This window comes from Kitasatospora sp. NBC_01250, from assembly GCF_036226465.1.
GTDB lineage: Bacteria > Actinomycetota > Actinomycetes > Streptomycetales > Streptomycetaceae > Kitasatospora.
Genome location: NZ_CP108476.1, coordinates 4,017,392 through 4,040,238, shown reverse-complemented (window position 1 = coordinate 4,040,238; position 22,847 = coordinate 4,017,392). Strand labels below are relative to the sequence as shown.

Sequence of the window (22,847 nt, the reverse complement as noted above, 5' to 3'; positions counted from 1 at the left end):
CCGCCGATGCACCTCGCCTACCCCGCCGTCCTGGCCGCGCTGCTCTTCAGCATCGGCGTCTACGGTCTGCTCGCCCGGCGCAACGCCATCCTGGTGCTGATGTCGGTGGAGCTGATGCTCAACGCCGTCAACCTCAACCTGGTCGCCTTCGACGCCTGGCTGCGCGACGCGCTGCACGCCGGACAGGCGCTCACCCTCTTCACCATCACCGTGGCCGCCGCGGAGATCGGCCTGGGGCTGGCCATCGTGCTGCTGGTCTTCCGGACCAGGGGCACGGCCGACGTCGACCGGCTGACGGCGCTGGGGGACCGGGCCGCCGAGGTCCCGGCGCCTGCTGTGCCCGTTGACCTTGACCCCGAAGTTGACGAAGCGTCGAAGGGCCAGGCCGTCTCGTGAACATCGCCCTCCCCGCGCTGGTGCCGGCGCTGCCCGCGCTCGGTGCTGCCGCCACCTTCGCCACCGGGCGCAAGGCCCCCGGCTACAGCCGCCCGCTGGCGATCCTGCCGGTGGCCGCCGCCGCGGTGCTCGCCCTGGTCGTCGCCGTGCAGCTGGGCACCGGCCACACCCTGGACGCGGCCACCCGGCTCACCCCGACCGGCGGACCGGACATCTCGCTCGCGATCCACCTGGACGGCTACACCTCGCTGATCTCCGTCCTGGTCGGCGTGGTCGCCACCTGCGTGCAGGTCTACTCGACGGCCTACCTGCGCACGGACCCGCGCTACCCGTCCTACGCGGCGCTGGTCTCGCTCTTCACCGCCGCGATGTTCCTGGTGGTCTACTCGGGCGACCTGCTCGTGCTGCTGGTCGGCTGGGAGGTCATGGGCATCTGCTCGTACTTCCTGATCGGCCACCACTGGGAGACCGCGGACGCCCGGGGGGCCTCGCTCAAGGCCTTCCTGGTCACCAAGCTCGGTGACGTGCCGTTCCTGTTCGGCATCTTCGCGCTGGCGGCCGACGCGCACACCTTCAGCATCGGCGGGGTGCTCGACGACGCCGCGCACGGCCGGCTGCACCACCCCACGCTGATCGCGCTGCTGCTGCTGGCCGGCGTGGCCGGCAAGAGCGCGCAGTTCCCGCTGCACACCTGGCTGCCGGACGCGATGGCCGGCCCGACCCCGGTCTCCGCGCTGATCCACGCCGCCACCATGGTGGCCGCCGGGATCTACCTGGTGGCCCGGCTGCTGCCGGTCTTCCTGCTCTCCGGCGCCGCGCTGGTGGTGCTGGCGGTGCTGGCGGCCGTCACGATGGTCGGCTCGGCGCTGTGCGCGCTGGCCCAGGACGACATCAAACGGGTGCTGGCCTACTCCACCGTGGGCCAGCTGGGCTACATGGCCGGGGCGCTGGCCAGCGGTGACCGCGAGGCGGCGGTCTTCCACCTGGTGGGCCACGGCGCGTTCAAGGCGCTTCTCTTCCTCTCCGCCGGGGTGCTGATCCACGCCGCGCACACGAACTCGCTCTCGGCGATGTCGCGGCTGCCCGGGCTGCGCGACCGGGTGCCGGACGCCCGCTGGACGCTGGGCATCGGCCTGGTCGCGCTGGCCGGCCTGCCGCCGTTCACCGGCTTCTTCACCAAGGAGGCGGTGCTCACCGCCGCCGAGCACGCGGCCACCGGCGAGGCGCTGACCAACGGCGTCGGCCCGGCCGGCGCGGTGCCGCACGCGGCGGGCTGGATCGTGCTGGTCGCCGGGATGCTGACCGCGCTGCTCACCGCGGCCTACGCGACCAGGCTGTGGCTGCTCGCCTTCCCCCGGCTGTCCGCCCAGGCCAAGGCCGCGGCCCCGGCCGCCGCCACCGCCGCCGAGCCCGGGGCGCCCTACTCGCCGGAGGCCGACGAGGTCGCCCCCGGCGAGGCCGAGCCGGCCGCGATGCGCTGGCCGCTGTGGGTGCTGGCGCTGCCGACGATGGCCTTCGGCATCACCGGACTGCGCAGCGACTGGCTGCCCAGCCTGCTGGACGGCGGCTCGCTGCGGCCGAGCCTGGTCACCGGCGTGCTCGGCACCGGGCTCGCGGTGGCCGGTGTGCTGATCAGCTACGCGACCTGGCGGGTCGTCGGTGCGCGGGTGGCCGAGCGGGTGCCGGAGCAGGGCGGTGCGCCCGAGGCCGAGCAGCTCACCCCGGCCGCGCCCGCGCCCGCGCCGGCCGACCCCGGCCGGGCGCTGCTCGGTCCGCTCTACGGCCCGGCGCAGCACGGTTTCCGGCTGGACCGGCTCTACACCCTGCTCTTCGTGCGCCCCACCGTGGCCGCCGCCGAGCTGGTCAAGTTCCTGGACCGCGAGGTGGTCGAGGGCTACGTGCAGGCCTCCGGCGGTACCGCCAAGCTGCTCGGCTGGGTGGTGCGGCGCAGCCAGACCGGCAACGCGCAGACCTACCTGAGCGCGCTGCTGGCCGGTGTGGTGCTGATCGCGGTCTTCGTGGCGGTCGGCACATGAGGCGCGCCCGGCTGATCCCCCTTCACCCGTCCACCGATCACCCCTTCGGCGCAGCCCGCGCAGGGAGTCCCCGATGAACGTGCTCCTCATCGCCCTGCTGGCGCTGCCCCTGCTCGGCGCCGTCGCCACGCTGGCCCCGGCCGGCGTGTTCGGCGCCGACCGCGAGGCCCAGGACCGGCTCGCGCTGCGCTTCAACGCGGTGGTGACCGGCTTGGTGCTCGCCCTGGCGGTGGCCCTGGCGGCCGGCTTCGACCGGTCCCGGCCGAGCCGGATGCAGGGCGTCACCGACGTCGCCTGGATCCCCGCGCTCAAGGTCCGCTTCCACCTCGGGGTGGACGGCATCTCGCTGCCGCTGGTGGTGCTGACCGCGCTGCTCACCTTCCTGTGCGCGCTCTACTCCACCAGAAAGCTGCCGAACGGCGAGGGCACCCCCTCGGCCCGGGCCTTCACCGGCCTGTTCCTGCTGCTCGAGGTGGGCATGCTGGCCACCTTCCTGGTGCTCGACCTGCTGCTCTTCTTCCTGGCCTTCGAGATCGTGCTGATCCCGATGTACTTCCTGATCGCGCGCTGGGGCAGCGGGGCCCGCACGGCCTCGGCCAACCGGTTCATCCTCTACACCCTGCTCGGCTCCGCGGTGATGCTGCTCGGCTTCCTGCTGATCGGCCTGAAGGCGGGCACCTTCGACATGACCGCGCTGGCCGCCGCGCACGGCCACGGCCTCTCGCACACCACCCAGGTGCTGGCCGCACTCGCGATCGGCCTGGGGCTGATGGTCAAGGCGCCCGCGTGGCCGCTGCACAGCTGGCTGCCGGACGCCCACACCTCGGCGCCCACCGTCGGCTCGGTGCTGCTGGCCGGCGTCCTGCTCAAGATGGGGACGTACGGCCTGGTCCGGGTGCTGCTGCCGGTGGTGCCGGACGGGGCCCACACGCTGGCCCCCTACCTCGGCGCGCTGGCGGCCGTCGGCATCGTCTACGGCTCGCTCGCCTGTCTCGCGCTCGCCCGCCCGGGGCGCCGGGGCGACCTCAAGCGCCTGATCGCCTTCTCCTCGGTGGGCCACATGGGCTTCGTGCTGCTGGGCATCGCCTCGCTCACCCCGGTGGGCGTCAACGGCGCGCTCTTCGCCAACATCGCCCACGGCCTGGTCACCGGCCTGCTCTTCTTCGTCGTCGGTGCCCTGAAGGACCGCTACGGGACGGCGGAGCTGGACACCCTCGCAGGGGAGACGGGCGCCGCGCTCTACGGGCGCGCGCCCCGGCTCGGGGCGCTGCTCGCCTTCGCCGCGGTGGCGAGCCTGGGCCTGCCGGGGCTGGCGGGCTTCTGGGGCGAGGTGCTGGCGATGTTCGGTGCCTTCGATCCGGCCGCCGGCCTGTCCCGCCCGGCCTTCGTCACCTACATGGCGCTGGCCGGCCTCGGGACCCTGCTGACCGCCGCCTACCTGCTGGTGGTGGTCCGGCGGGTCTGCATGGGCGACCCGGCCCAGCCGGCAGTGGCCGAGGTGGCCGAGCTGCGTCCGTACGAGGCCGTCAGCTGGACCCCGCTGGCCGCGCTGACCCTGCTGGCCGGGCTCTGGCCGGCGCTGCTGCTCGGGCTCTCCGACCCGGCCGTCAAGCACCTGCTGGCGGGGGGCTGACCGATGACCAGCTCCCTCGCCGCTCTTCACCCCCTGGGGCAGTCAGCCGTGAACCCGACCCTCCTCGCCGTCGCGAACCCCGGCGCGCTCATCCAGTCGGTGGACTGGGTGGCGATCGCGCCGCCGCTGATCGCCGCGCTGGCCGCGCTGGTGGTGCTGCTGGCCGACCTGCTGCTGCCCGCGGCCCGCAAGCGGCTGCTCGGCCCGCTGACCGCGGCCGGTCTGCTGCTGGCGCTGCTCGCCCTGCTGCCGCTGACCGGCGGGCGGCCGCGGGCCACCTTCTGCCTGCCCGGCGGGCAGGGCGCCACCGGTGGCTGCTCCTACGTCGCCGACCACTTCGCGCTGGTCTTCCAGCTGCTGGTGCTCGGCGGCGCGCTGATCGCCGCGCTGCTCTCGCTGCACACCGTGGACGAGCAGCGGCTGCCCGCCGGTGAGTACTGGTTCCTGCTGCTCAGCAGTGCCGCCGGGGCCGCGCTGCTGCCCGCCGCCCGCGACCTGGCGAGCCTGGTGATCGCGCTGGAGGTGGTCTCGCTGCCCTCCTTCGCGCTGGTCGCCCTCAAGCGGGACGGGCGCGGCGGCGAGGCGGCGCTGAAGTTCTTCCTCTCCTCGGTCACCGCGACGGCCGTGATGCTGCTCGGCGTCAGCTTCGTCTACGCCGCCACCGGCAGCCTGCACCTGTCCGCGATCTCCGAGGGCCTGGGGCACCTCCCCGGGCAGCTGCGGCCGCTGGCCGAGGCGGGGGCCATGCTGACCCTGGTCGGCTTCGCCTTCAAGGTGGCCGCCGTCCCGTTCCACTTCTGGGTGCCCGACACCTACACCGGCGCCCCGCTGCCGGTGGCCGGCTACCTGTCGGTGGTCGGCAAGGCGGCCGGTTTCGCCGGTCTCGCGCTCATCACCAACCTGGGCTTTCGCCCCTACGCCCACACCTGGGGCCTGCTGCTCGCGGTGCTGGCCGCCGTCACCATGACGGCCGGCAACGTGGCTGCGCTGCGCCAGCGCGCCGACTCCGCGCAGGGCGCGGTGCGCCTGCTGGCCTGGTCCTCGGTGGCCCAGGCCGGTTACCTGCTGGTCCCGCTGGCCGCCGCCGGCTACGCGGGCAGCACGCACCCGCTGGGCGCCACGGTGGCGTACGCGCTGATCTACGGCCTGGTCAACCTGGGCGCCTTCGGGGTGGCCGCGGTGGTGGCCCGGACCAGCCCGGCCAACCGGCTCGACGACTACCGGGGCCTGTTCGCCCGCAACCGCTGGGCGGCGCTCGCGCTGGGCTTCTTCCTGCTCTGCCTGGCCGGACTGCCGCCGGGCGTGATCGGCCTGTTCGGCAAGGTGGTGGTCTTCCAGGCGGCGGTGAACGCCGGTCTCGGCTGGCTGGCCGTCCTGATGGCGGTCAATGTGGTGATCGCTCTGTACTACTACCTGCTCTGGCTGGCGAAGCTGTTCGCGCCCGCTCCGGCCGAGGCCGCAGCACCGGCGGACACCCGGCTGCCGAGGCCGCTGGCCGCGACCCTGGGGCTGACCGCGGTGGGTGCCGTGGTGCTCTCGGTGGCCCCGCAGCTGGTCCTCCAGGTGGTGTCGGGGAGCCTGTTCTAGCGCCTGATCCGGGGGTGGTTCGCACCCGTCCCGAAGCACCGGCGGCGAGCGCGGGGAACCAGCACCCCGCGCTTGGCCGTTGACCAGGCACGAGGGATGTGAACAGAGGGCTTCCCACCGCACCACTTGGAGGGGCTGCCGTGCACCGCCAGCACAACGGACTGAGGACGGCCGTCCTCCTCGGTGGACTGTCGGCGATCATCCTGGTGATCGGCAGCTTCTTCGGACGGACCGGCCTGCTGGTCGCCCTGCTGGTCGCCCTGGCCACCAACGGCTACGCGTACTGGAACAGCGACAAGCTCGCCCTGCGCGCCATGCGGGCCCGCCCGGTCAGCGAGATCGAGGCCCCCGGCCTCTACCGGATCGTCCGCGAGCTCTCCACCTCGGCGCGCCAGCCGATGCCGCGCCTGTACATCTCGCCGACCGAGGCGCCCAACGCCTTCGCCACCGGGCGCAACCCGCGCAACGCGGCGGTCTGCTGCACCGACGGCATCCTGCGCCTGCTGGACGAGCGCGAGCTGCGCGGGGTGCTCGGCCACGAGCTGAGCCACGTCTACAACCGCGACATCCTGATCTCCTCGGTGGCCGGAGCGCTGGCCTCGGTGATCATGTTCCTGGTGAATTTCGCCTGGCTGATCCCGTTCGGCCGCAGCGAGGACGACGACGGACCCGGGCTCTTCGGCATCCTCGCCATCATGATCCTGGGCCCGCTCGCCGCGAGCCTGATCCAGCTGGCCGTCAGCCGCTCCCGCGAGTACCAGGCCGACGCGGACGGTGCCCGGATCACCGGGGACCCGCTGGCGCTGGCCAGCGCGCTGCGCAAGCTGGAGACGGGCACTCAGCGGCTGCCGCTGCCGCCCGAGCCGCAGCTGCAGACCGCCAGCCACATGATGATCGCCAGCCCGTTCCGCCGCGGCGACTCCGGCACCCGGCTCTTCGCCACCCACCCGCCGATGGCCGAGCGGATCGCCCGCTTGGAGCGGATGGCCGGGCGTTAATCTGATCATGGGGTCGAAGGGAGTGGCCCCGATCACCGCACCCCCGGCCGCAGGAGCCCGCCCGTGTTCATCGTGACCATGACCTACACCGTCCCGCTGGAGCAGGTCGACGCCCTGCTGCCGGACCACGTGGCGTGGCTGGAGCGGAACTACGCGGCCGGCCGTTTCCTGGCCTCCGGGCGGCAGGTGCCCCGGGTGGGCGGGGTGATCCTGGCGCAGGCCGGGAGCCGGGAGGAACTGCTCGCGGTGCTCGCCGAGGACCCGTTTCAGCAGGCGGGCCTGGCCGAGCTCCAGGTCACCGAGTTCCTGCCGACCATGACCGCGCCCGCGCTGGAGCCGCTGCGGGTCACCCTGGGCTGACCCCCGTTCGGTGGAGCGGCAACTGATTGCCCGTTGGTCCCGCCTCGTCCGCACGCCGATCGCCCGGGCGTAACCGGCGGGGGAAGGGGGCGGGGGAACGGGTCGGCACGGACGCGTCGAGACCGGCCCGACCTGACCCCGGGAGGATCCACCGTGTGTGAGCACGACGCATGCCGACACCCCGACCCCCTCGACCCGTCCGCCGCCGATGACGGGGCGGGCCCGGACCGCCGTGCGCTGCTGCGCACCGGTCTGCTCGCCGGGGCGGCCACCGCGCTGACCCTGGCCCCGGTCTCCTTCGCCGCCGCCGACAGCCCGGGCGGCCCCCGCAGCGGCACCGACAGCCGGACCATCACCGGCCATCTCGACACCGGCGCCGCCGACTTCGTCCAGCTGCCGGTCGAAGTCCCCGACGGGGTCCAGCAGATCGCCGTCTCGTACAGCTACGACAAGCCCGCCGTCCCGGCCGGCGTGCCGGGCAACTCCTGCGACATCGGCATCTTCGACGAGCGCGGCACCGAGCTGGGCGGCGCTGGCTTCCGCGGCTGGTCCGGCGGGTTCCGCACGTCGTTCGCGATCAGCAACGGCGAGGCCACCCCGGGCTATCTGCCCGGGCCGGTCCGGGCGGGCACCTGGCACGTGGTGCTGGGCCCCTACCAAGTGGCGCCGCAGGGGCTCGACTACCAGGTCCAGGTCACCCTGACCTACGGCGAGCCGGGACCGGGCTTCACCCCCGACTACCCGCCCGAGCGGGCGAGGGGCCGCGGCCGGGACTGGTACCGCGGCGACTGCCACCTGCACACCGTCTACTCGGACGGCCGCCGGCTGCCCGCCGAGGTGGCCGCCGGAGCCCGCGCCGCCGGGCTGGACTTCATGGTCACCACCGACCACAACACCTCCGCCTCGCACGGCGTCTGGGGCTCGCTGGCCGGCCCCGACCTGCTGATCATCACCGGCGAGGAGGTCACCACCCGCAACGGCCACTGGCTCGCGCTCGGGCTGCCGCCCGGCGAGTGGATCGACTGGCGCTACCGGGCCCGGGACAACGCCTACCCGCGGTTCGTCCGCCAGGTGCACGGCCTGGGCGGCCTGGTGGTGCCCGCGCACCCGTACTGCCCGTACATCGCCTGCCAGTGGAAGTTCGGCTACCAGGGCGCGGACGCGGTCGAGGTGTGGAACGGCCCGTGGACCTACGACGACGAGTCGGCGGTGGACAGCTGGGACGCCCAGCTCGCCGAGGCCGTGCGGGCCGGCCGGCCCTGGCTGCCGGCGATGGGCAACAGCGACGCGCACAGCGTGCCGCAGGTGATCGGCTCCCCGCACAACGTCGTGCTGGCCGACGGCCTGAGCCGGGACCAGATCCTCGCCGGGCTCCGGGCCGGGCACAGCTGGCTGGCCGAGTCCGCCGCCGTGCGGCTCGACTTCACGGCCACCGGCCACGGGCGGCAGGCGGGCATCGGGGAGCGGCTGACCGTCCCGGTGGACGCGCCGGTGGACGTGCGGGTCACCGTGGCCGGGGTGCCGAACGGCACCGTCCGCATCGTCACCGACGAGGGGCAGCTGCACCAGGAGTCGCTGCCCGCCGACGGTGCGGGCAGCGTGGTCTGGCGCACCACCGCCTCGCTGGCCGGCTACGTCCGGGCCGAGGTCCGCCACCCGCTGGCGGACGGCACCCCGGGCCAGGGCAACACCATGGGTGCCGCGCTGCCCTGGGGGCCGATGGCGGCGCTGACCAACCCGATCCTGCTCACGGCGGACGACGGCTGAGCCGGGCGGCAGCTGGGACGGGCAGCTCAGAGCGGCGGCTGGTCGCCGTCCCCGGGCGGGGGCCAGCCGGACCCGGCCTCGCCCGGGGCGAGCCTTGCCACCACCTCGGCCAGGCCCCGGCAGGCCGACTCGATCCGGCGGTACATCGACTGCTGCTCGGCGATGATGGCCGACAGCAGCAGGCCGGTCAGCGCCGCCGCGCCGTTGAGCGCCTGCAGGATCACCATGGTCTGCAGCACCCCGTGGTGGGCGAACGGCCCGCGGTGGTCGGTGGCCGCGGTGATGGCGAGCACCGAGACCACCAGCACGCACGGGGCCGCGCCGATCAGCTGGAACCGCAGCGCGGCCCAGATGAGCAGCGGGAAGACGAGGAAGAGCAGGCTCAGCTGGCTGTTGGTGACGGCCAGCGTGACCAGCACGGTGCCGGCCAGCAGGACCACCGGCTCGATCAGGTCGAGGGGCCTGCGGTCCTCGGGCAGGCGGAACAGGTACAGCGCCAGCAGCAGCGGCGCCACCACCAGCACGCCCATCGCGTCGCCCGTCCACCAGGCCGACCAGGCCGACCAGAAGTCGTGACCGGGCACCGAGCCGGTGAGCCAGAGCAGGCCCACGCCCACCGTGGCGCTGACCAGCATGCCGACCAGCGCGCCGAGGAAGACCAGCGCCAGGCCGTCGCGCAGCCGGTCCAGCTCGATGCGGAAGCCGGTGGCCCGCAGCAGCAGGTAGGCGACGATCGGGGCCGCGGTGTTGCCCGCGACGATCCCGAAGGAGGCCGGGTGCAGCGGCCCGATGCTGGCGATCACCGCGAAGGTGCCCAGCGCGATGCCCGGCCAGATCCGCAGGCCGAGCAGGAGCAGGCAGGTCAGGGCGATGCCGGTGGGCGGCCAGAGCGGGGTGACCTTGGCGCCGGCGACCACCACCTGCTGGATCAGCCCGAGCCGCCCGGCCACGAAGTAGGCGAGCGCGACGGCCAGCACCCGCAGGACCGCCGCGAGGGGGCGCCGGAAGTCCAGATGTCGGGTCACAGCAGTCATCAGACAACGCCGGGCGGTCACGGGCGGCCGTGACACGCGCGAGCCGTGGCGGTGGTTCGCCGGTCGGTGGGCGCCGCGCGGCGACCGCGCCGGTCACCGGCGGGGGCGTCAGGCCGGCGGCGCCTCGTGGCGCAGCACCAGGACGGCGGCGTCGTCGGTGTGCCCGGTCAGGTCCGCCACCTTGATCACCTCGGCGGCCAGCTCGGCCGGCTCGGCGTGCACCCCGGCCCGGGTCACCCGGGCCACCTCGGCCAGGCCGGCCGCGATCGGGAACGCGGGACCCTCGATCACCCCGTCGGTGACCAGCACGAACGCGCAGGAGGCCGGCAGCAGCCGGCGGGTGACGGGGTAGCTCTCGTCCGGCAGCACGCCCAGCGGCAGGCCGCCCTCGTCCTCGCCCAGGCCCCAGCGGCCGTCCGGTTCGGCCCAGACCCAGGGCACGTGGCCGGCCCGGGCGTGGGCCAGCTCCCGGGTGACCGGGTCGAAGCGCAGGAAGCTGCAGGTGGCGAAGAGCCGGGTGTCCATCGACAGCAGCAGGTCGTTGGCCCGGCTGAGCACCTGGCCCGGGTCGGCGGCGGTGGCCGCCACCGCGCGCAGGCCGATCCGCACCTGCCCCATGAAGGCGGCGGCCTCGACGTCGTGGCCCTGGACGTCGCCGATCGAGAAGGCGAGCGAGCCGTCCGGCAGCGGGAAGCCGTCGTACCAGTCGCCGCCGATGCTCAGGCCGTGCCGGGCGGGCGCGTACCGGGCGGCGGCCCGCAGGCCGGGCAGCTCGGGGAGCTCGGCGGGCAGCAGCTCGCGCTGCAGGGCCTCGGCCAGTTCGACCCGGGCCTGCTGCAGCTCCGCGCGTTCCAGCGCCTGCTCGGTGAGCCGGCCGAGCTCGGTCAGCAACTCGTCGGCGCTCGCGTGGCGAGGGGGGCGGCGTCGGGTCATCGACCCTCCGGGGACTGCGTCGGTGCGGTGCTGCGTTTCGTCCGGGCCGGTCGGCGATGGGCGGGCATGGTGCACGCTCATCCTATTTCCGTGCCGCAACCCGTGCGTGGTGGGCGCCGCTGGCCCCGGCGCCCACCACGGTCACGACCTCAGTTCACACAGGGAATCCCGCCCATCTTGACCGGCGGGCCCTGCATCGGCAGGTTGGCCGCCGGATCGGCCGTCGAACTCGCGGCGGCCGCCGGGGGCGCGGCGGCGGGGGCACCGGGCGGGGTGTAGCCGGTGCCCAGCACCACCTCGACGTGGCCGGCGGGCACCGAGGCGGCGGCGGTGGCCGTCACGCCGTACCGGGCCGCGGCGGCGTCCGCGCCGTCCTTGGCCCCGGCGCCGTAGGTCACCGTGACGTCCTTCGGGTGGCTGCTCGCCTCCGCGACCCGTCCGGCCTTGAAGCCCATGGCCACCAGCGCCTTGGACTCGCTGCCGGCCGCCCCGGTGACGGCGGAGGCGTTGAAGACGTCCACCGTGCCGCTCGGCCGGGCACTGGGCGCGGCCGGGGCGCTGCTCGGGGCGGCCGGTCCCGCCGCGGGCGCGGCGGGCGCCGAGGAGGAGGCGTCGGTGGGCGGCGTGGGCGCCGGGTCGTGGCCGAACAGGGTCTGGACGATCTGCTTGATCTGCACCGGGTCGACCTTGTTGACGTCCTCCCCGCCGATGGTCGCGAAGCCGGCGATCGGCAGCGTGTTGAACTCGACGTTGCCACCGGTCAGGTTGGGCGCCTGCTGGGCGAAGTCCAGGATGTTCCACTGGTCGTCGATCACCACGTCCTTCTTCACCACGTTGAACAGGCCCTGCATCTTGCCCAGGTCGCCGAAGACGCCCTCCTGCTTGAGCTTGTACTCGGCCGAGGAGATGAAGGCCTGCTGGCGGTGGGTGCGGTCCAGGTCGCCGCCGGGCAGGTTGTGGCGCTGGCGCACGAAGGCGAGCGCCTGGGAGGCGTTGAGGGTGTTGAGGCCGGCCTGGCCGGAGAAGCCGGAGCCCTGGCCGGTCTCGGCCGGGTCGCTGGTGGCGTGGTTCAGGCAGACCTGGACCGGGCCGATCGCCTGCGCGATGTCGTAGAAGCCGAGCAGGTTGACCTCGGCGAAGTGGTCGATCGGTATGCCGAGGAAGTTCTGCACGGTGGCCAGGGTGGCGGCGCGGCCGGCCTCGCGGCTCTGCTGCTCCTCCTGCGCCTTGGAGAGCCCCTTGTTCGCCAGCTTGGCGTCCGCGGCTGCCTTGGCGATGCCGTAGGCCTCCTTGATCTTGTGCATCTTCCCGTCCGCGCCCTCGGTCTGCACGTAGTCGTCCCGGGGGATGGACAGCGCGGTGACCTTGCCCCCGTTGGCCGGGATGTGCAGCACGATCAGGGTGTTGGTGTTGTAGCCGCCGATCTCGCTGGAGCCGGCGTTCAGCTCGTCCTGGACGAACTGCTTGGGCAGGTCGTTGCCGTTCATGTCCTTACGGCTGTCCAGGCCGATCAGCAGGATGTTGACCGAGCTGTCCAGGTGCGGGGGCGCCGACTTCCTGACGGCGCTCAGCGCGGTGGAGGTGGTCAGCCCGGTGGTCAGCGAGGTGTACGCGTACCAGGCGAAGCCGCTGCTGCCGAGCACCGCGAGGGAGAGCGTGCAGGCGATCGTGCGGCCGGCCACCACCAGGGGGGACCTGCGGCGCGGGGCGTGGTCAGCCACGGCGGTTCCTCTTCTGCAGAACGAGGCGGATCAGGATGACGGCCAGCGCCGCGCCGATGGACTCGGCCATCACCGGGAAGCCGTGCACCAGCCAGCGCACGGATCCGGTGGCCAGCGCCTTGGAGCCCTGGTACTTCGAGGAGTCGCCGAGCAGCTCGGCGCCGGCCCAGGCGGCCAGTACGACCGGTGGCGGCGCCGGCAGCACCCACCACCAGCCCGCCCGGCTCGCCAGCGCCGCCGCACCGGCCGTGCCGAGGACCGCGCAGCAGGCGAAGACCAGGCCCAGGCCCGGGCCGGTCAGCTCGTCGGCCAGGGCGCCGGCCAGCGGCAGGGCGACCGCGAGCAGGAGGGCCGGGCCGCGGTGACGGGCGGGTGGCGCGGCCCGCGCGTTGCGGCGGCGGCTCGCGGGGGCTCCTTCGGTGCGGCGCCGGGAGCCGGTGGGGGCCGGGGCCGGCGGCTGGGCGGCGGCGTGCGCGGCCGGCTGCCGGCGCGGCCCGGGCCGTTCGGGCCGGTCCGGCCACGGGGCTATGTCACCGTCGGGCCGCTCGGCCCACTCTTCTGCCACCTGTTCCGCTCCCTCGCTGTTTGCTCGGTTGCGCAATGTAGCAAGTGTTCCTGTCGGCTTCCTCAGGGGCCACCCGGCAGAGGTCCTACAGCGCCGCCTCCGCGCCGGGCTCCAGGGTGAACTCGCCGTCGTCGGCGTCGTAGTCGTAGAGCTCGCCGTAGCGCCCCCAGTCGATGGCGATCTCCAGTTGGCGCCGGGCGTCCTCGGCGTCGTAGCCGCGGCGCAGCAGGTCCAGGAAGAGGTCCTCGCGCAGCTTGTGCTCGTCGGTGGCGGCCAGGGTCTGCACGATGGCGCGCACCAGCGGGGCGCGGCGGGCGGCGTTGCGGGCGAAGAGCTGCTTGCTGGTGAGGATGTCGGCCGCGGTGAACTCGCGCCCGGCGTCGGTGATCGCCATCCGGGGTCCCTCGGTGCGGGCCAGGCCGAGCAGGACGCCGGCGTCGACCAGCGGGAGCAGGTCGTCGACCTCGAAGTTCAGCTCGTCGGCGATCTCCGCCAGGCCCTCCTCGCCGCCGAAGGAGAGCAGGATCTCCAGCAGTCCGGCCAGGCCGCCGACGCTGGCCACCGGCAGCGGCGTGGTGATCGGCGTGGCGTTGGTGGGCGCCGCCACGGCCTCGGGCGCGGCCGACGGCTCGTGCTCCTCGCGCCCGGTGAGGATGCCGTAGACGGTGTCGACCAGCGCCTCGAACTGCGGGGTGCGCCGGTCGCGCGGGCGGGCCAGGTCGACGGGCAGTTCGGCCCTGATCCGGCCGGGATTGGAGGAGAGCACCAGGATCCGGTCCGCCAGCAGCACCGCCTCCTCGATGTTGTGGGTGACGATCAGGATCGACTTCACCGGCGCCTCGTGGCCCTCCCACAGGCCCACCAGCTCGGTGCGCAGGTTCTCCGCCGTCAGCACGTCGAGTGCGGAGAACGGCTCGTCCATGAAGAGCGCGTCCGGCTCCACCACCAGCGCCCGGGCGACGCCGACCCGCTGGCGCATGCCGCCGGACAGCTCCTTCGGGTAGGCGCCCTCGAAGCCGTCCAGGCCGATCAGGTCGATCGCCTTGAGCGCCCGCTCGCGCCGCTGCTCGGCGTTCACACCGCGGGCCTGGAGGCTCAGCTCCACGTTCTGCTGGACGGTGAGCCAGGGCAGCAGGGCGAAGGACTGGAAGACCATCGCCACCCCGGGGTTGGCGGCGGTCAGCGGGGTGCCGCGGTAGGAGACGGTGCCGGAGGAGGGCGCGATCAGGCCGGCCAGGCAGCGCAGCAGGGTCGACTTGCCGGAGCCCGACTTGCCGAGCAGCGCGACGATCTCCCCCTCGGCCAGGTGCAGCACGATGTCGTCCAGCACCGGCAGTGCGCGGCCGTCGGGGGTGCTGAAGGTCTTGGTGACGCCGTCGGCCTCGACGATCGTGCGGCGGGCGGCAGGTGCGGGGCGGGCGGCAGCGGTCATGCTCGGGCAGCTCCAGTCACAGCGCGTAGCGGGTCTCGGCCAGCCGGTACAGGCGCCGCCACAGCAGGCGGTTGAGCGCGACCACGTACACGCTCATCACCGTCACCCCGACCAGGATCCTCGGGAAGTCCCCGGTGCCGGTGGCTTCCGCGATGTAGGCGCCCAGGCCGGTGGCCTTCAGGTGGTGCGGGCCGTAGACGACGATCTCCGCGACGATGGAGGCGTTCCAGGCCCCGCCGGCCGCGGTGATGCCGCCGGTCACGTAGTAGGGGAAGACGGCCGGCAGGACGAACGCGCGCCAGCGCAGCCAGCCGCGCACCTGGAAGCCCCGCATCGCCTCGCGCAGGTCGGAGGGGACGGCCGAGGCCCCGGCGATGACGTTGAAGAGGATGTACCACTGCGCGCCCAGGGCCATCAGCAGCACCGCGCCGAGGTTCAGCGACAGGCCGATCGCCAGGAAGACGACGGTGGCGAACGGGAAGAGGAAGTTCGCCGGGAAGCTGGCCAGCACTTGGACGACCGGCTGGGCGAACCGGGTGACCTTCGGGTTCATCCCGATCCACACCCCGACCGGCACCCAGACGACGGTGGCCGCGATCAGCAGCACCACCACCCGGGCGAAGGTGGCCGCCCCCAGGCCCAGCGCGTGCCCGAACTCGCCGAGCCCGACCGTGCCGTGCACGTAGTCGAGGGCCCGCCAGGCGCCGAAGACCACCACCGCGGCGACCGCGCCGGCGAAGAACACGTCGCCGGTCCGCTCGCGGGTCGCCGGCCGGGCGAGCGGGTGCTCGGCCAGCCCGAAGATCCGGGTGCCGCGGTCCAGCGCGACGCCGAGGGGGCGCAGCGGGCGGCCGAGCCTGGCCGGCACGCTGGAGCGGCGCAGCAGGTCGAGCACCACGCTGCGCGGTCGGTCGGCCGACTGCGAGTCCTCCACCCGGAACCGCTCCGACCAGGCCGTCAGGGGTCGCCAGAAGAACACGTTGACGCCGATCACCATCACCACCATGACGGCGATCGCGATGCCGACCTGGCGCAGGTTGCCGTCCGCGATCGCGGTGGCGGCGTAGGAGCCCATGCCGGGCAGCGCGTAGTGGTGGTTGAGCACGCTGATCGACTCCGAGGCGGCCAGGAAGAACCAGGCGCCGCCGAAGCTCATCATCCCGTTCCAGACCAGCGGGATCATCCCGCTGGGCACGTCCAGCCGCCAGAACCGCTGCCACTTGGTCAGCCGCATCACCCGGGCCGCCTCGTCCAGCTCCCGGGGCTGGCTGGTCAGCGAGGCGTAGAAGGCGAAGGTCATGTTCCAGGCCATCGCGGTGAAGATGGCGAAGATCGAGGCGCACTCCAGGCCCAGGGCGGAGCCGGGGAAGAGCGCGATGAACGCCGTCACGGTGACCGAGAGGAAGCCCAGCACCGGCACCGACTGCAGGATGTCGAGCACCGGCAGCAGCACCTTCTCGGTCCGCCGCATCCGCGCCGCCGCGATGGCGTAGACGAAGCTGAACAGCACCGAGGCGATCAGCGCCACGAACATGCGCAGCAGCGAACGCACCGCGTAGTACGGCAGGTCGGCCGGATCGGTGGAGACGGTGGGGGGCGCCTGGTCCGGCAGGAACGGCGCGTTCAGGCCCGGCGCCAGCTCCAGCAGGCCGTACAGCAGCGCCACCAGCGCGGCGCCGACCAGGACGTCCACCCAGCGCAGCGCGGGGCGCCGCCACACACCCCGGGACGGGAATCCGCCGTTGCCCGCCACCCGTGCCACCACCCGACTCCGCCTCGCGCCGCCGCCGCCTCGGGCGGCCTCACGCCGCCACTCAACCACCCGCCGCCCGCCACGCCCGGGCGCCCGGAGGGCGGGGCGCGACACTCACCGGCACGGCCCAACGGGCGGGGGTGCGGGGGGCGAGTGCTACGCGGAGGTGCCGCAGGTGCATGGACGGCCCCAGGAGTGGAAGGCTTGGTCACATGAAGGCGATCGAGTTCGTGCTCAACATCCTGTGGCTGATCTTCTGCGGCATCTGGATGGCCATCGGCTATGTGATCGCCGGTGTCATCTGCTGCGTGCTGGTGATCACCATTCCGTTCGGCATTGCCTCGTTCCGGATCGCCGGCTACGTGCTGTGGCCGTTCGGTCGCACCACGGTGGAGCGGCCGGACGCCGGGGCGGCGTCGTGCGTGGGTAACGTGATCTGGCTGGTGTTCGCCGGGTGGTGGCTGGCGCTGGCGCACATCGCGACCAGCATTCCGCTCTTCGTCTCGATCATCGGCATCCCGTTCGGCTGGGCCAACCTGAAGATGGTGCCGATCTCGCTGATGCCGCTGGGGCGCGAGGTCGTCCCCACCGACCAGCGGTTCGCCGGCTGGTGAGGTCCGGCAGGTGGCGAGGTCCGGCAGGTGGTGAGGTCCGCTGGTGAGGCGCTAGGGGGCCAGCAGGCTGGTCAGTTCCGACTCGAAGAGCAGGGCGGGGTCGAAGCCCATGCCCGTGTAGTGGCCGGCCAGTTCGAGGGAGAGGACGCCGTGCAGGCGGGACCAGAAGGCCAGCGCCCGGCGCAGCGTCGGAGTGGCGGCCGGGTTGCCGCCGTCCCACTGGCGGTGGTCGGCCAGGTGCTCGTCGAGCGCGGTGGTGGGGGCCGCGGCTGACAGCGGCTCGCAGGCCCGGAGCAGCACCGCCATGATCTCCGCGGCGATCGTGGTGACCTCCGCGGGCGCGTGGTAGCCGGGCACCGGCGTGCCGTAGATGAGGAAGTAGCGCTGCGGGTCGTCCAGCGCCCAGCGGCGCAGCGCATGGGCCAGGCCGCCGAGATCGGCTCCCGCGGCGGCGGCGCCCTGGACGGCGGCGGCCTCGCTGCGGTAGGCGTCCTTGATCAGCTCGGTGATCAGCTCGTCGCGGCTGGCGTAGTAGCGGTAGAGCGCCGGGCCGCTCATGCCCAGCTGCTTGGCGATCGCGTTGAGCGAGAGCGCGGTGGCGCCTGCGGTCGCGATCTGTTCCCAGGCGCGTTCCTTGATCTCCGCGCGCAGTTGGCTCCGGTAGCGCTCGCGGGGGGTGGCCGGGTCGCCGCCCGCGGTGGGAGTGGTGGCGGCCTTGCGGGTGCTGGGAGCCATGGATGCACTGCCTCTCTCGCGCTCTCGATGAGTTAGAGGCTATCACTCTCGACAGTACGGCTAACGAAAATTTCCGCCAACCTGTTGACAGGCATTCGCGTCAGTTAGAAGTTGTAACCAACACAAGGGTTTCTAAGGGCTTCTAGAGGAGTGGGTGGCGATGGGTGCCGCGACGTTCGTCGAGATCGTGCTGCCGGGCAAGGTCGAGCCGGAGGGCCTGAAGGTCCGGCGCGGGGTGGTCCCGGTGGCGGGGCCGGGGCAGGTGGTGGTCGAGGTCGAGGCGACCGGCGTCTCCTTCGCCGAGCAGCAGATGCGCCGCGGCCGGTACTACGACCAGCCGCCGTTCCCGTTCGTGCCCGGCTACGACCTGGTCGGCACCGTGCTGGAGACCGTCCCGGGCGTCCCGCCGGAGCTGGCCGGCCGCCGGGTGGCCGCGCTGGTCAAGGTCGGCGGCTGGGCCAGCCACGTGGTGCTGGACGCGCTCGACCTGGTGGAGGTGCCCGACGGACTGGGCGCCGCGGAGGCGGAGGCGCTGCTGCTCAACGGGGTCACCGCCTGGCAGATGCTGCACCGCAAGGCCCGGGTGCGCGCCGGGCAGACCGTCCTGGTGCACGGCGCCAACGGCGGGGTGGGCTCGGTCCTGGTGCAGCTGGCGCAGGCGGCCGGGGCCCGGGTGATCGGCACCGCGACCGCCCGTCACCACGAGGCGCTGCGCGCGGCCGGCGTGCTGCCGGTCGACTACCGCACGGAGGATGTGCCCGCCCGGGTACGGGAGTTGGCGCCCGATGGGGTGGACGCGGTGTTCGACCACGTCGGCGGCCGCGGCGTGATCGACTCCTGGCGGCTGCTCGCGCCCGGCGGTGCGCTCGTCTGCTACGGCAGTGCCGCGACCCGCGACGACACCGGGTCCAAGCAGTGGCCGGTGCTGAAGCTGCTCGGCCGGGTCTGGCTGTGGAACAGCCTGCCCAACGGCCGCAGCGCCTCCTTCTACAACGTCTGGGCCGGCCGGGCCGTCAGCAAGTCCCGCTTCCGGGCCCGGCTGCGGGCCGACCTGGCCCAGGTCTTCGCCACCGCGGGGCGCGGTGAACTCGTCGCCCGGATCGCGGCCGAGCTGCCGCTGGACAGTGCGGCGAAGGCGCTGCGACTGGCGGAGTCGGGGACGGTGGCCGGGAAGGTGGTGCTGAAGCCGTAGCGGGTGGTGGGGAGTCGGCCCGATCGCGGGCGACGGTTGCCGGCCTTGGGTCTCGGGCGTCGGGTCGCGGGCGTCGGGTGTCGGGTCGCAGGCCTCTCAGGTGTCGGGCGCCGGGTCTCCGGCCTCAGACCGACGGCGGAGCCGGCGCGGGCAGCGGCACCGGCTGCGGGGCGGCCGGGCCGGTGTAGCGGGCGGCGGGGCGGATGATCTTGCTGTCGGCGGCCTGCTCCAGGATGTTCGCGCTCCAGCCGATCACCCGGGCGGCGGCGAAGGTCGGGGTGAACATGGCACGCGGCAGGCCGCACAGGTGCATCACCACGCCGGCGTAGAACTCGACATTGGTGTGCAGGTCGCGGCCCGGCTTGAGCTCGTCGAGGATCGCCAGCACCTGGCGCTCCACCTCGACGGCGAAGTCCACCAGCTCGCCGCCGAAGCCCTCGGCCACCGTGCGCAGCATCCGCGAACGCGGGTCGTCGGTGCGGTAGACGGGGTGGCCGAAGCCCATGATCCGGTCGCCTGCCAGGACGCGCTCGCGGATCCAGCCGTCGATCCGGTCGGGGGTGCCGATCGCGTCCAGGGTGTCCAGCGCCCGGCTCGGTGCTCCGCCGTGCAGCGGTCCGGAGAGCGCGCCGAGCCCACCCACCAGGCAGGCCGCCAGGTCGGCGCCGGTGGAGGCGATCACCCGGGCGGTGAAGGTGGAGGCGTTGAAGCCGTGGTCCACGGTGGAGATCAGGTAGCGCTCGATCGCGCGGGCCTCGGCCGGGCCCGGCTCGTCGCCGGTCAGCATGTACAGGTAGTTGGCGGCGTACGACAGCTCCTCGCGCGGCTCGATCGGGGCCTGGCCCTGCTGCAGCCGGTGGAGCGCGGTGAGGACGGTGGGCACCAGCGCGGTCGCGAAGAGCGCGTCCTCGATCCGCTGCTCGGGTGTGGTGTCGTAGAGCGGCCGGCTGCCGCGGGCGGCCGACGCGATGGAGAGCGCGGCGCCGAGGCCGGCCAGCGGGCCGGCGTCCTTGGTGGAGGCGGCCAGCGCGGGCAGCAGCGGGCGCAGGGCCTCGGGCAGGTGGCGCAGCGGCGCGGTGCGGGCGTGGAAGGCGGCGCGGGCGGCGGCGTCCGGCAGCTCGCCCAGCAGCATCAGGTGCCAGACGTCCTCCAGGCTGCGCTGCTCGGCGAGCTCGATGGCCGAGTACTGGCGGTAGTGGTAGAAGCCCTCGATCCCGCGGACGTCGCTCAGCGCGGTCTCGGTGACGACGACGCCCTTGAGGCCGCGCGGCACCTCGATGCCCGGGGGTTCGGTGGTGGTGGGCTTGGTCGTGGTGGCGGTGGCGGTGGTGGCGGGCTCGTCGGTGGGGGCCTGGGCCGGATCTATCGCGGTCGGCATGACTACCTCCTTCAGGGGCTGACGGTTGGTACTCTCCAAGTGTTGATCCATGTTGTCAATGTTGATTGAAATCAATGTGACATACTGCAGATGAGCGTGCTGGGCAGGGCGGCAGGGCAGGGAGAGGGTCAGGGATGGAGCAGCGCAGCGCCACGGGCGGGGCGGCGGATGCGGGCGAACCGGCGGGCGCGACAGGCCGGTTGAGCACGCAGCAGGTCGCCGAGCTGCTCGGCGTCAAGGTGGCGACCGTCTACGCGTACGCCAGCCGAGGCCTGCTGAGCAGCGAACGGGTGCCGGGCGGCAAGGGCAGCACCTTCGATGCGCGCGAGGTGGACGCCCTGGCGGCCGGCCAGCGCCGCCGGCTGCCACGGTCGCCGGGCTCCGAGCCGGCGGTGTCGCCGGGTTCCGTGCCCGGGCTGCCGCCGATCGAGCCGGTCACGGTGCGGACCGCGCTGACGCTGATCGAGGACGGTCGGCTGTACTACCGGGGGGTGGACGCCGTGCGGCTCGCCGAGCGCTGCGGGTTCGAGGCGGTGGTCGGCTGGCTCTGGGGTGTGGGGGCGGATGCCGCCCCGGGGGCGCCGGCGGGTGCGGGGGCTGCGGGGGGCTGTGGCGAGGACGCCGTGGTGCTGCGGGCGCCCGGGGAGCTGGTGGCCACGCTGCGCCGGGCCGGGGAGGTGCTGCCGGCCGCCGCTCGGCTGCCCGACCGGTTGCGGGTCTCGGCGGCGGTGGCGGCGACCGTCGACCCGCTCCGCTTCGACCTCCGGGAGGAGAACGTCCGGGCCGTGGGGGCGGGCCTGATCGCCGCCCTGGTGGAGGCGCTGCCATCGGCTGCGGCTGCGGTTGCGGCTGCGGGTGCGGCTGCGGGTGCGGGCGTGGGCGCGGGCGTGGGCGCGGGTCTGGCCTCGCGGGCGGGCGCGGTGCCTGAAGCCGACGAGTTCCCGGCCGGCGCCTCGCTGGCCGCCCGGCTGTGGACACGGCTCTCGCCCACCGCGCCGACGCCTGGCGCGGTGGAGTGCCTGGACCGCGCGCTGGTGCTGCTGGCCGACCACGAGTTGGCGGTGTCCACGGTTGCGGCGCGGGTCGCGGCCTCGGCCCGCGCGCACCCGTACGCGGTCGTCTCGGCGGGCCTCGGCGCCAGTGACGGGCCGTTGCACGGTGCGGCCAGCGCGCTCGCGTACCGGATGCTCGGCGAGGTGCTGGCGGCCGGGGACGCGGTGCCGGTGGTCTCCGAGTACCTGCGCACCGGTGTGGCGATCCCGGGCGCGGGGCACCGGCTGTATCCGGCGGGCGATCCCCGGGCCCGCGCGCTGTTGGAGGCGATGCGTCAACTGCCGGACGCCGAAGGTGTGCTGGCGGCCATCGAGGCAGTGGTCCGGGCGGTCGGCGGGCCGCGGGCGCGGGCGGGCGACGCCGCCAACGTGGACCTGGCGCTGGCGGCGTTCGCGCACCTGGGCGGGATGGCGGCGGAGGCCGGCGAGGTGATCTTCTCGGTGGCCCGGACGGCGGGTTGGCTGGCCCATGCGATGGAGGAGTACCGCGAGGCGCCGCTGCGGATGCGGGCGCGCGGCGTCTACGTGGGGCCGGCGGTGGGCGGGAGCGGCTGAGCCTCAGGAGTCGGCGTCGCCGACCTGGACGATCATCTTGCCGATGTTCGCGCCGTCGAGCATGCCGAGGAACGCGGTCACGACGTTCTCGAAGCCCGTGACCACCGTCTCGTCCGCCCGGATCCGCCCGGAGCGGATGTGCGGAACCAGGAAGCCCGTCAACTCCTGCTGGAGGTGCCGGTATTCGCGGACCAGGAAGCCGTCCAGCCGCAGGCTCTTGCCGACGACGGCGTAGAGGTTGCGCGGCGCGGCGGGCGGCTCGACGCTGCTGTACTGGGCCACCGCGCCGCACCAGGCGATCCGCCCGTGGTCGCGCAGCACGTCGATGGCGCCTTCGAGGTGGTCGCCGCCGACGTTGTCGAGGAAGGTGTCGATGCCCTCGGGTGCTGCCGCGCGCAGCAGTTCGCCCACCGGGCCGTCGTGGTAGTTGAAGGCGGCGGAGAAGCCGGCCCGCTCGGTGAGGTGCTCGACCTTGGCGTCGGATCCGGCGCTCCCGATGATCCGGCTCGCGCCGAGCAACTGGGCGATCTGGCCGGCCGCGGTACCGACGCCGCCGGCCGCGCCCGAGATGAAGATCGACTCGCCGGGTTGCAGGCGCAGGACCTGGGTCAGCCCGACGTAGGCGCTCAGTCCGGTGCCGCCGAGCAGGCTGAGGTGGGTGCTCAGCGGCACACCCGCGAGCGGCGGCAGCACGCGCACCTCCGTGGCGGTGACCACGGCGTGGGTGCGCCAGGCATTCCGGTGGAAGACCAGGTCGCCGATGGAGAGTTCGGGTGTCCGGGACTCGATGACTCGGCCGATCGAGCGACCCTCCAGGGGAGTGTTCAGCTCCCACCCGCCCTCGTCCATCGCCTCGCGCATGTAGGGGTCGACGGAGAGGTAGATGTTCTCGACCAGCGCGCTGCCGGGGGTGAGCGGAGCGAGCTGATCCGCCACGAAGGTGAAGTTGTCGGCGCTGGGGCGGCCGACGGGGCGGGAAACCAGGTGGACGGCCATGGGTTGACGGGACATCGCGAGCTCCGGAGGGGATCGGCGGGTGGGAATGCGATCACCGTAGGAGCGCGGGAGAAGGGGTTGCAGAGGGGCGCGTTGATGGAGCGGGGGGC

General features: G+C 73.7%; 19 protein-coding genes. 10 read left to right on the top strand and 9 right to left on the bottom strand.

Annotation, left to right across the window (positions count from 1 at the left end; all coding sequences use genetic code 11):
• Window positions 1-6: 6 nt before the first annotated feature.
• The 7 genes from nuoK (at window position 7) to OG500_RS16535 (ending at window position 8,777) form a co-directional block, all read left to right on the top strand.
• Window positions 7-396 carry an NADH-quinone oxidoreductase subunit NuoK gene (gene nuoK, locus OG500_RS16565; RefSeq protein WP_329581013.1) on the top strand — a complete coding sequence of 130 codons (390 nt, stop codon included), beginning with the start codon at window positions 7-9 and terminating at the stop codon, window positions 394-396.
• Window positions 393-2,432 carry an NADH-quinone oxidoreductase subunit 5 family protein gene (locus OG500_RS16560; RefSeq protein ID WP_329581010.1) on the top strand — a complete coding sequence of 680 codons (2,040 nt, stop codon included), beginning with the start codon at window positions 393-395 and terminating at the stop codon, window positions 2,430-2,432. The genes nuoK and OG500_RS16560 overlap by 4 nt, the downstream gene beginning before the upstream one ends.
• Before the next feature lie 73 nt (window positions 2,433-2,505).
• Window positions 2,506-4,065: a complex I subunit 4 family protein gene (locus OG500_RS16555; RefSeq protein ID WP_329581007.1), complete on the top strand. Its 1,560-nt coding sequence runs from the start codon at window positions 2,506-2,508 to the stop codon at window positions 4,063-4,065.
• A gap of 3 nt (window positions 4,066-4,068) precedes the next feature.
• On the top strand, window positions 4,069-5,652 hold the full coding sequence (locus OG500_RS16550) for an NADH-quinone oxidoreductase subunit N (RefSeq protein WP_329581004.1): 1,584 nt from the start codon (window positions 4,069-4,071) through the stop codon (window positions 5,650-5,652).
• A gap of 140 nt (window positions 5,653-5,792) precedes the next feature.
• Window positions 5,793-6,650 carry a zinc metalloprotease HtpX gene (gene htpX / locus OG500_RS16545; protein WP_327067448.1) on the top strand — a complete coding sequence of 286 codons (858 nt, stop codon included), beginning with the start codon at window positions 5,793-5,795 and terminating at the stop codon, window positions 6,648-6,650.
• Window positions 6,651-6,713: 63 nt separating this feature from the next.
• Window positions 6,714-7,010, top strand: a complete 297-nt coding sequence (locus OG500_RS16540; RefSeq protein ID WP_327067447.1) for a YciI family protein — start codon at window positions 6,714-6,716, stop codon at window positions 7,008-7,010.
• 276 nt (window positions 7,011-7,286) lie between these two features.
• Window positions 7,287-8,777 (top strand): CehA/McbA family metallohydrolase, encoded by a 1,491-nt coding sequence (locus tag OG500_RS16535; protein ID WP_329587600.1) that lies wholly within the window; start codon window positions 7,287-7,289, stop codon window positions 8,775-8,777.
• Between the two features lie 26 nt (window positions 8,778-8,803).
• On the opposite strand, the gene OG500_RS16530 is transcribed toward OG500_RS16535, so the two are convergent.
• The 6 genes from OG500_RS16530 to OG500_RS16505 form a co-directional block, all read right to left on the bottom strand.
• The gene (locus OG500_RS16530; protein ID WP_327067446.1) at window positions 8,804-9,811 is read right to left on the bottom strand and encodes an MASE1 domain-containing protein; all 1,008 of its coding nucleotides are present in this window, start codon (window positions 9,809-9,811) and stop codon (window positions 8,804-8,806) included.
• A 108-nt stretch (window positions 9,812-9,919) separates the two neighbouring features.
• On the bottom strand, window positions 9,920-10,744 hold the full coding sequence (locus OG500_RS16525) for a PP2C family protein-serine/threonine phosphatase (protein ID WP_327067445.1): 825 nt from the start codon (window positions 10,742-10,744) through the stop codon (window positions 9,920-9,922).
• Between the two features lie 149 nt (window positions 10,745-10,893).
• The gene (locus tag OG500_RS16520) at window positions 10,894-12,465 is read right to left on the bottom strand and encodes an LCP family protein (RefSeq protein WP_329580998.1); all 1,572 of its coding nucleotides are present in this window, start codon (window positions 12,463-12,465) and stop codon (window positions 10,894-10,896) included.
• Window positions 12,458-13,030 carry a DUF6542 domain-containing protein gene (locus tag OG500_RS16515; RefSeq protein WP_329580995.1) on the bottom strand — a complete coding sequence of 191 codons (573 nt, stop codon included), beginning with the start codon at window positions 13,028-13,030 and terminating at the stop codon, window positions 12,458-12,460. The genes OG500_RS16520 and OG500_RS16515 overlap by 8 nt, the downstream gene beginning before the upstream one ends.
• Window positions 13,031-13,115: 85 nt before the next feature.
• Window positions 13,116-14,462 carry an ABC transporter ATP-binding protein gene (locus OG500_RS16510; RefSeq protein WP_327067442.1) on the bottom strand — a complete coding sequence of 449 codons (1,347 nt, stop codon included), beginning with the start codon at window positions 14,460-14,462 and terminating at the stop codon, window positions 13,116-13,118.
• A 16-nt stretch (window positions 14,463-14,478) separates the two neighbouring features.
• A complete protein-coding gene (locus OG500_RS16505) occupies window positions 14,479-16,224 on the bottom strand; it encodes an ABC transporter permease (RefSeq protein WP_329580992.1) in 1,746 nt (581 codons plus the stop codon).
• Window positions 16,225-16,427: 203 nt separating this feature from the next.
• On the opposite strand from OG500_RS16505, the gene OG500_RS16500 reads away from it, so the two are divergent.
• The gene (locus tag OG500_RS16500; protein ID WP_327067440.1) at window positions 16,428-16,829 is read left to right on the top strand and encodes a YccF domain-containing protein; all 402 of its coding nucleotides are present in this window, start codon (window positions 16,428-16,430) and stop codon (window positions 16,827-16,829) included.
• A gap of 51 nt (window positions 16,830-16,880) precedes the next feature.
• On the opposite strand, the gene OG500_RS16495 is transcribed toward OG500_RS16500, so the two are convergent.
• On the bottom strand, window positions 16,881-17,564 hold the full coding sequence (locus OG500_RS16495) for a TetR/AcrR family transcriptional regulator (protein ID WP_329580989.1): 684 nt from the start codon (window positions 17,562-17,564) through the stop codon (window positions 16,881-16,883).
• A gap of 160 nt (window positions 17,565-17,724) precedes the next feature.
• Between OG500_RS16495 and OG500_RS16490 the strand changes: the two genes are divergently transcribed.
• Window positions 17,725-18,756, top strand: coding sequence for a medium chain dehydrogenase/reductase family protein (locus OG500_RS16490; RefSeq protein ID WP_329580986.1), 1,032 nt, complete (start codon window positions 17,725-17,727; stop codon window positions 18,754-18,756).
• Between the two features lie 124 nt (window positions 18,757-18,880).
• Here OG500_RS16490 and OG500_RS16485 read toward each other — a convergent pair whose 3' ends face one another.
• The gene (locus OG500_RS16485) at window positions 18,881-20,134 is read right to left on the bottom strand and encodes a citrate synthase/methylcitrate synthase (protein WP_329580983.1); all 1,254 of its coding nucleotides are present in this window, start codon (window positions 20,132-20,134) and stop codon (window positions 18,881-18,883) included.
• A 134-nt stretch (window positions 20,135-20,268) separates the two neighbouring features.
• Here OG500_RS16485 and OG500_RS16480 point away from each other — a divergent pair, with 134 nt between their 5' ends.
• Window positions 20,269-21,741, top strand: a complete 1,473-nt coding sequence (locus OG500_RS16480) for a citrate synthase (RefSeq protein ID WP_329580981.1) — start codon at window positions 20,269-20,271, stop codon at window positions 21,739-21,741.
• A 3-nt stretch (window positions 21,742-21,744) separates the two neighbouring features.
• Here OG500_RS16480 and OG500_RS16475 read toward each other — a convergent pair whose 3' ends face one another.
• On the bottom strand, window positions 21,745-22,752 hold the full coding sequence (locus OG500_RS16475; protein ID WP_329580978.1) for an NADP-dependent oxidoreductase: 1,008 nt from the start codon (window positions 22,750-22,752) through the stop codon (window positions 21,745-21,747).
• Window positions 22,753-22,847 lie beyond the last annotated feature (95 nt).

Bases quoted from the DNA above. Each gene is read 5' to 3' on its own strand.
- OG500_RS16490 (WP_329580986.1), top strand. From the start codon at position 17,725: ATGGGTGCCGCGACGTTCGTCGAGATCGTGCTGCCGGGCAAGGTCGAG.
- OG500_RS16485 (WP_329580983.1), bottom strand. From the start codon at position 20,134: ATGCCGACCGCGATAGATCCGGCCCAGGCCCCCACCGACGAGCCCGCC.
- OG500_RS16530 (WP_327067446.1), bottom strand. From the start codon at position 9,811: ATGACTGCTGTGACCCGACATCTGGACTTCCGGCGCCCCCTCGCGGCG.
- OG500_RS16475 (WP_329580978.1), bottom strand. From the start codon at position 22,752: ATGTCCCGTCAACCCATGGCCGTCCACCTGGTTTCCCGCCCCGTCGGC.
- OG500_RS16500 (WP_327067440.1), top strand. From the start codon at position 16,428: ATGAAGGCGATCGAGTTCGTGCTCAACATCCTGTGGCTGATCTTCTGC.
- OG500_RS16550 (WP_329581004.1), top strand. From the start codon at position 4,069: ATGACCAGCTCCCTCGCCGCTCTTCACCCCCTGGGGCAGTCAGCCGTG.
- OG500_RS16495 (WP_329580989.1), bottom strand. From the start codon at position 17,564: ATGGCTCCCAGCACCCGCAAGGCCGCCACCACTCCCACCGCGGGCGGC.
- nuoK (WP_329581013.1), top strand. From the start codon at position 7: ATGCACCTCGCCTACCCCGCCGTCCTGGCCGCGCTGCTCTTCAGCATC.
- OG500_RS16480 (WP_329580981.1), top strand. From the start codon at position 20,269: ATGGAGCAGCGCAGCGCCACGGGCGGGGCGGCGGATGCGGGCGAACCG.
- OG500_RS16510 (WP_327067442.1), bottom strand. From the start codon at position 14,462: ATGACCGCTGCCGCCCGCCCCGCACCTGCCGCCCGCCGCACGATCGTC.
- OG500_RS16555 (WP_329581007.1), top strand. From the start codon at position 2,506: ATGAACGTGCTCCTCATCGCCCTGCTGGCGCTGCCCCTGCTCGGCGCC.
- OG500_RS16525 (WP_327067445.1), bottom strand. From the start codon at position 10,744: ATGACCCGACGCCGCCCCCCTCGCCACGCGAGCGCCGACGAGTTGCTG.